The 7766-nt window shown below is 74.4% G+C and carries 5 protein-coding genes; 2 read left to right on the forward strand and 3 right to left on the reverse strand.

The genetic code is table 11. The features are described from left to right. The first annotated feature begins 114 nt into the window (after positions 1 to 114). Positions 115 to 1806, forward strand: a complete 1692-nt coding sequence (locus tag ACWDZ4_RS18590; protein ID WP_451509467.1) for a DUF885 domain-containing protein — start codon at positions 115 to 117, stop codon at positions 1804 to 1806. A 199-nt stretch (positions 1807 to 2005) separates the two neighbouring features. Here ACWDZ4_RS18590 and ACWDZ4_RS18595 read toward each other — a convergent pair whose 3' ends face one another. Then, a complete protein-coding gene (locus tag ACWDZ4_RS18595; RefSeq protein ID WP_451509468.1) occupies positions 2006 to 2512 on the reverse strand; it encodes a rhodanese-like domain-containing protein in 507 nt (168 codons plus the stop codon). A gap of 94 nt (positions 2513 to 2606) precedes the next feature. Here ACWDZ4_RS18595 and ACWDZ4_RS18600 point away from each other — a divergent pair, with 94 nt between their 5' ends. Next, positions 2607 to 3053: an Lrp/AsnC family transcriptional regulator gene (locus tag ACWDZ4_RS18600; RefSeq protein WP_451509469.1), complete on the forward strand. Its 447-nt coding sequence runs from the start codon at positions 2607 to 2609 to the stop codon at positions 3051 to 3053. Here the strand turns inward: ACWDZ4_RS18600 and ACWDZ4_RS18605 are convergent. Then, complete coding sequence (locus tag ACWDZ4_RS18605) at positions 3014 to 6157, reverse strand: AAA family ATPase (RefSeq protein WP_451509470.1); 3144 nt, start codon at positions 6155 to 6157, stop codon at positions 3014 to 3016. The two genes, ACWDZ4_RS18600 and ACWDZ4_RS18605, sit on opposite strands and share 40 nt — an antisense overlap. Further along, a complete protein-coding gene (locus ACWDZ4_RS18610) occupies positions 6154 to 7335 on the reverse strand; it encodes an exonuclease SbcCD subunit D (RefSeq protein WP_451509471.1) in 1182 nt (393 codons plus the stop codon). The genes ACWDZ4_RS18605 and ACWDZ4_RS18610 overlap by 4 nt, the downstream gene beginning before the upstream one ends. Positions 7336 to 7766: the final 431 nt, after the last annotated feature.

Raw genomic sequence — 7766 nt, forward strand, 5'->3', positions numbered from 1 at the left:
GGCGAGCTGCCGTCAAGCCGCCGGTGACAGGCCGCCGGTGAGAGTCCGCCGGTGACGGTCCGCCGAGCCCGGACAGTAGTGACGCGGAGCCCTTTCCCGTACGAGGATGTCCGCATGTCAGTCACTTCGAGCAGCGCGCTCCTCCTCCCCCGCCAGGTCGCCGACGCGTACGTCGACGCACTCATCGCCCTCGACCCGATCACCGGCACGTACCTGGGGGTCGAGGAGAGCTCCCGCAGCCTGCCGGACTTCTCCCCCGCGGGGCAGGAGGCACTCGCCGGGCTGGCCCGCACCACGCTCGCGGAGCTGGACAGGGCGGAGGGCCTGCCCGGCGCGGACAGTGACGTCGAGCGGCGCTGCGGCCGGCTGCTGCGCGAGCGGCTGAACGCCGAACTCGCCGTGCACGAGGCCGACGAGAGCCTGCGCGCCGTCAGCAACATCCACTCGCCCGCGCACAGCATCCGCGGCGTCTTCACGGTGACGCCCACCGGGACCGACGAGGACTGGACGGCGGTGGCCGAGCGGCTGCGCGCGGTGCCCGGCGCCCTGGAGGGCTACCGGGCGTCGCTCGCGCTCGGTCTGGAGCGGGGGCTCCTGGGCGGTCCGCGCGCCACGGAGACGTTCACCGGCCAGCTGACCGAGTGGGCGGGCACCGGGCGCGGCTGGTTCGAGGAGTTCGCGGCCGCGGGGCCCGACGCGCTGCGCGCCGAGCTGGACGCGGCGGCCCGCGGCGCCACCGAAGCCGTCGCCGCGCTGCGCGACTGGATGCGCGACGTGTACGCCCCGGCTGTGAAGGACGCGCCCGACACGGTGGGCCGCGAGCGGTACGCCCGCTGGTCGCGCTACTTCAACGGCACCGACCTCGACCTCGACGAGGCGTACGCGTACGGCTGGTCCGAGTACCACCGCCTGCTCGGCGAGATGAAGACCGAGGCGGAGAAGATCCTGCCGGGCGCGGCCACCCCGTGGGAGGCGCTGGCCTGGCTCGACGAGCACGGCACGCACATCGAGGGGGTCGAGGAGACCAGGGCCTGGTTGCAGGGCCTGATGGACGAGGCCATCGAGGCGCTGGACGGTACGCACTTCGAACTCGCCGAGCGGGTACGGAAGGTCGAGTCCCGCATCGCGCCCCCCGGCGGCGCGGCGGCGCCGTACTACACCACCCCCTCCGAGGACTTCTCGCGCCCGGGCATCACCTGGCTGCCGACGATGGGCGAGACCCGCTTCCCGGTGTACGACCTGGCGTCGACCTGGTACCACGAGGGCGTCCCCGGGCACCACCTGCAGCTCGCGCAGTGGGTGCACGTCGCGGATCAGCTGTCCCGCTACCAGGCGTCGGTCGGCATGGTCAGCGCCAACGCCGAGGGCTGGGCGCTGTACGCGGAGCGGCTGATGGACGAGCTGGGCTTCCTCGGCGACGCGGAGCGCAGGATCGGTTATCTGGACGCGCAGATGATGCGCTCCACCCGGATCATCGTCGACATCGGCATGCACCTGGAGCTGGAGATCCCGGCGGACTCGCCGTTCCACCCGGGCGAGCGCTGGACGCCGGAGCTGGCGCACGAGTTCTTCGGCATGCACAGCGGGCGGCCCGCGGACTTCGTGGAGAGCGAGCTGACCCGCTACCTGTCCATGCCCGGCCAGGCGATCGGCTACAAGCTGGGCGAACGGGCGTGGCTGCTGGGCCGCGAGAACGCCCGCACGGCGCACGGCGACGCCTTCGACGCGAAGGCGTGGCACATGGCGGCGCTGTCGCAGGGCTCGCTGGGCCTCGACGACCTGGTGGAAGAGCTGTCGAAGCTCTGACGGCCCGGATACGCGGGTACGGCGGCCGGGTCGGCCCCGGATCCATGCACCTGGCCGCCGTCGCCCCGGACGCTTCATCCGCTCACCCGCGCCGGAACCCGCCCTCGGAGCGGCACCCCCGGTGCGCCGCGGGGAGGCGGGCGGACACGATCGCCGCGGCCCGCGGCCCGTGCCCGCTGCCGTACGGCGAACAGGCCCGTCAGCAGCCGCAGTGGTCGGATCCGGCGGGCGCGGTGAGCGGGTCGGTGTCGCGCCGCTCCCGGCCCTGCCGCGTCTCGACCTCGAAGCCCTCGCGGATCCAGTACTCGATGCCGCCGAGCATCTCCTTGACCTGGTAGCCGAGTTCGGCGAGGGCGAGAGCGGCGCGAGTGCCTCCGTTGCAGCCGGGGCCCCAGCAGTACGTGACGACCGGCACGGACGTGTCCAGGAGCCGCTCCGCCCGGGCGGGGATCTCTGCCGTGGGAAGGTGCAGGGCTCCGGGGACGTGCCCCTGGCCCCAGGCCGCGGTGGAGCGGGAGTCGATCACGACGAAGCCGGGGTCTTCGCCCGACGCGAGGACCGAGGCGACGTCGGACACGTCGGTGTGGAAGGCGAGGCTGGTGCCGAAGTACGCGGCGGCCGCGGCGGGGGCGGCCGGCGGGACGCGGAGAACGGCGTTCACGCGGGTGGCGGTGGTCTGGGCGGTGGTGATCCGCGTCGTCGTCATGGGTGAAAATCTACGGCGAGTGATCATCCGACTGAAGTGGGATTCCCCGGCTCTTCTCTTGATCTGCCGGTGGATTCCCTGTTGTCTCTGGGACATGACCGGATATTCACCGGACGCCACCGACTGGCGCATCCTGGAAGCCCTGCAACGCGAAGGCAGGGCCACGTTCGCCGAGCTGGCGCGCACCGTGTCCATGTCCGCGAGCGCCGTGACCGAGCGGGTGCGGCGGCTCGAAGAGGCCGGGGTGATCTCGGGCTACACGGCCGTCGTCGAGCAGGAGCAGCTGGGAATGCCCATCCTGGCGTTCGTGCGGCTGCGCTATCCGCACGGCAACTACAAGCCGTTCCACGACCTGCTCGAAACGACGACCGAGGTGCTCGAAGCGCATCACGTCACGGGCGACGACTGCTTCGTCATGAAGGTCGCGGCCCGTTCGATGAAGCACCTGGAAGAAATCTCGGGCCGGTTCGGCACGCTCGGCTCGGTCACCACCAGCGTCGTCTACTCCTCGCCGCTCCCCCGGCGCGCGCTCAGCCGCTGACCGAAGGCCGTGTGGTGGCGCACCACGGAGCCGTGCCGGTCCTTGACGACCTCGAGCTGGGTGGTGACGCGGCGCCTCAGGTCCGCGACGTGGCTCACGATGCCGACGCTGCGGTCGCGTTCGCGCAGGGAGTCCAGTACGTCGAGGACCTCGTCCAGGGTCTGGTCGTCGAGGCTGCCGAAGCCCTCGTCGATGAAGAGCGTGTCGAGCCGTACGCCGCCGGCCTCGTCGGTGACCACGTCGGCGAGGCCGAGCGCGAGCGCGAGCGAGGCGAAGAACGTCTCGCCGCCGGAGAGGGTCGCCGTGTCGCGCTCGATGCCCGTCCAGGCGTCGACGACGTGCAGGCCGAGTCCCGACCGGCCCCGGCCGCCGGCCCTGGCGTCGGAGTGGACGAGGGTGTAGCGGCCGGAGGACATGAGCTGGAGGCGGGCGGTGGCGGCGGCCGCGACCTGCTCCAGGCGGGCGGCCAGGACGTACGACTCCAGGCGCATCTTGCGTTCGTTGTCGGCGGAGGTGCCGGCGGTGAGCGAGGCGAGGCGCGCCACCCGCTCGTACTGTTCGCGCAGCGGGCCGAGGCGGCGCGTCTCCTCGGCGGCCTGCCGCGACAGCCGGGCGAGAGCGGCGCAGCGCTCGCCCGCGGCGTCGAGGACGGACGCGGCGTCACGCAGTCCGCGCTCGGCGGCGTCGAACTCCTGCTGGGCACGCTGCGGTTCGGCCCGGGGCCGGGCGGCGGCCGCGGCGGTCCCGGGCTCCGCCAACCGGTCGGCGACGGCGGCCTGTTCGCGCTGCCAGTCGTCGATCCGGTGCTGGAGGCCGCGCTGCTCCGCGTCCCCGAGCAGCGCTTCGGCTGCCCCGCGCGGGGTCTCGAAGCCGGCCTTGAACGCGGCGTCGGCGAGCCGGTCGTCGGCCTCCTTGAGGCGCTGGGCGGTGATCTCGACCGCCCGCACGGCTTCGGACGCCTCACCGAGCACCCGGACGCGGCGCTCCAGCAGCGCGGCATGCTCGGCGACACTGCGCGCTTCACCGCGGGCCCGGACCAGTTCGGCTTCGAGGGACGCCTGTTCGCGGTCGAGCGCTTCGCGCTGCGAGGTACGGGCGGCGGCACGCCGTTCGGCCTGCCGCTGCGCGTCGACGCGTCCCGCGTACTCGCGCTCGGCGCGGTCCAGCGCCTCACGGGCCGCGTGCAGACCGGCGGCCACGGCATGCGCCTCGGCGTGCTCCTGTCGCAACTCCTGGACCAGGGAGGTCAGTTCGCCGACGCTCACCTCACGCGGACGACCGGACCCGGCGTCCCGGAGGGCTTCCGCCGGGGCAGGTACCGCGTCGCCGGTCCCCGCCTCGGCCGGGCCGCCGCCGGTGGCGGAGCCGCCCGCCTCCGCGCGCGCCGCCGCGTGGTCCTCGCGCACCGCTGCCAGCGCGCGCTCCGCCCGGGAGCGCACCGCCTCGGCGTCCGTATGGGCGGCGTACGCCGCTTCTTCCGCCGTACGGTCCACCTGGTCCGCCGCCGCCCGGGCGGGCGCCGGGTGCTCGGTCGAGCCGCAGACCGCGCACTCCTGGCCGTCGCGCAGGTTCGCCGCCAGTTCGGCCGCGATGCCCAGCAGCCGGCGTTCCTTCAGGTCCAGCCATCGCTCGTGGGCCGAGGCGGCCTCCTCCCGGGCCGTCCGCAGCCGGTCCTCGGCGGCCGTGACCTGTTCGCCGAGCGCGTCGCGCCGGCGTGCGGCGTCGAGTCTGCGGCGGGCCGGTTCGAGCCGTCCCGCCAGGTGCTCGGCGCGGGTCACCGCGTCCTGGGCCGCTTCGATGCGCTCCTGGCAGCGGCGGCGGGTCGCGTCCCAGCCGTCCAGCCAGTGGGCGGCGTCCCGCAGCAGTTCGTCGTCGGCGCGGGCCTGCCGCTCCAGCGCCGCCCGCTCCCGGCCGATCTCCTCGCTGCGCCGCTCCGCCCTGCGTGCGGCTTCGAGGCCGCCGAGGTCCTGGCGGAGCCCGCGTTCCAGTGCGGCGAGGTGCTCGGCGCCGGTGTCGGCGAGGTCCGGCGGCAGTTCGGCCCGCGCGCGTTCGCGGGCCGCGCTCGCCGCGCGGTGCTCCCGCTCGGCGTCGTCGCGCAGCGCCAGGGCGGGGGCGACGCGGTCGGCCCGGCGGGCGCGGTCCTGGAGCGCGCGCAGCCGCTCGTACTCGGGGCGGCGCGCTTCGAGCGCGTCGGCGCGCCCGCGCGCGTCGGCGTATCGCTGCTGGAGGGCTGCCAGTTCGCGTTCGGCCTCCAGGGCGGTGCGGGCCGCGGTCCGCCGGCTCTCCGCCGCGGCGACCGCCGACTCCGCGATGCCGAGCCGTTCGTGCGCACCGCTGCGCGCGATCGCGGCCCACTCCCGTACGGCCTCGGCGAGTCCGGGCTCGCCGGGCTGCGCGTCGGGCAGCGGCCACGCGCGCGCGTCCGCGCTGTCGCCCGCCGCCTGCGCCATCCGCTGCGCGACGGCGAGCAGCCGCTCGTCCCCGGCCCGCACCTGCTGCTCCGCCGAACGGCGCAGTTCGGCGAGCCGCTCTTCGACGGCGGCGAAACGGCGGGTGTCGAAGAGCCGTCCGAGGAGCTTGCCGCGTGCCTCCGCGTCGGCGCGCAGGAAGCGCGCGAAGTCCCCCTGGGGCAACAGCACCACCTGGCAGAACTGCTCCCGGCTCATGCCGAGGAGCTGGGTGATCTCCTCGCCGATCTCCTGGTGGGAGCGGCTGAGCGCCTTCCACCCGGTGTCGGCCCGGTGCTCGCGCAGCCAGCTCTGCGCCTTCTCCGTGGTGAAGCCGGTGCCCTTCTTCTTGGGGCGCGGCTGTGCCGGGCGCCGGGTGATCTCCAGGCGCCGCCCGCCCACGGTCAGTTCGAGGCGCACCTCGGTCGGCAGGCCGTGCGGGGCGTGGTCGCTGCGCAGTGAGGCGCCGGGGCTCTGCCGGGCGCCCGGCACCGCGCCGTACAGCGCGTAGCAGACGGCGTCGAGGACGGAGGTCTTGCCGGCGCCGGTCGCTCCGTGCAGCAGGAAGACCCCGGCGGCGCTGAGCGCGTCGAAGTCGACCTCCTGGGTGGTGCCGAAGGGCCCGAAAGCCGTGATGTGCAGGGCGTGCAGCCTCATCGGGCGGCCCCGCGCACACCGTCCTGCGCGAGCGCGGTGTCGACGCGTACGTCGTCGAAGACGCTCTGGAGCACGGTGCGCTCCCGGTCGTCGGGGCCGCTGCCGCCGCGCACATGGGCCACGAAGTCCTCCGCGATCTGCTGGTCGTCGCGCCCCTTGAGCCGCTGGGCGTAGGACGCCAGGGGGTCCTCGGGGGCCCGTTCGGGGTCGAAGACGAGGCTGACGGTGTGCGGGAAGCGCGCGCTGAGCCGCGCCATGGGTTCCGGCGGGCGTACGGGATCGGTGAGCGTCGCCTCGATCCAGGACTCCTCGTGGCGTGCGAGGGCGGGGTCCTCGACGAGTTCCTCCAGACGACCGCGGATCCGGGCGACGCGCCTGGGCACGGGGCAGTCGATCCGCTCGCCCTCGACCTCGCCGCCGGGCCCGAGGCCGATCAGCCACATCGTCTTGCGGTGGTCCGCCTCGGAGAAGGAGTACGCGAGCGGGGAGCCCGAGTAGCGGACGCGCCCGGTGACGAGCTGGCAGCCGTGGAGGTGCCCGAGGGCCACGTAGTCGACGCCGTCGAAGACACCGGCGGGGACGGAGGCCACGCCGCCGACCGTGATGTCCCGCTCGCTGTCGCTCGGTTCGCCACCCGCGACGAAGGCGTGCGCGAGAACGACCGAGCGGGTGCCGGCGGGCCGCTCGGCGAGGTCGGCGCGTATCCGCTCCATCGCCGCTCCGACGACGGCCTCGTGCCCGGCCCTGGACGTCTTGAACTCCTCGCGCACCAGGGCGGGTTCGAGGTACGGCACCCCGTAGAAGGCCACGTCTCCGTGCGCGTCGGAGAGGACGACCGGCGTGGCGCACCCTGCCGGGTCGGTACGCAGATGGATCCCGGCCCGGTCGATGAGCCCGGCGCCGACGCCGAGCCTGCGGGCCGAGTCGTGGTTCCCGGAGATCATGACGGTCGGCACGCCCGCGGCGGCGAGCCGGTGCAGGGCCCGGTCGAAGAGTTCGACGGCGGCGAGCGGCGGCACGGCACGGTCGTACACGTCCCCCGCCACCAGCACCGCGTCCACGTCCCGCTCGCGCACCGTCGTCACCAGGTGGTCGAGGAACGCGGCCTGGGCGTCGAGGAGGTTCACTCGGTGGAAGGAACGCCCCAGGTGCCAGTCCGACGTATGCAGAATCCTCAAGAGACGGCTCCGACCTGCATGTGTACCTTCTTCCGCCCCCTGGGCCGGCGCCGTCCCGGCGCGGACCCGACTGTCAGCACGGACCACGTTAGCGCCGGTCGGCACCCGGCCTGTCACAGACCTCTGTTTTCACCGGGTTTCAGCGGGGGAAGGGAGCCGGCACAGTGCCCGGTCCGCCAGGGCGTCGACGGCGGCGCCGGTCCGGGTGGAGACGCCGGAGGTGTCGCGGGAATGCCCCCGGTGGCCGCCGCGGGAGGTGGGGATCCGCGGCAGACCCGGTCCGTGACGTGATCCCGGTCGGTGTCCGCACCGGGGTGCCTCCGCGAGCGGCGTCCCCTTCCGGGGCTTCAGGGGCGGCGTCCGCGCCGGGCAGACACACGGCGGCGGCCGGCTTCACGGGCATCACCATCGCCCTGCTCGGCCGCAACAAC

The organism is Streptomyces sp. NPDC003016 (assembly GCF_053591455.1).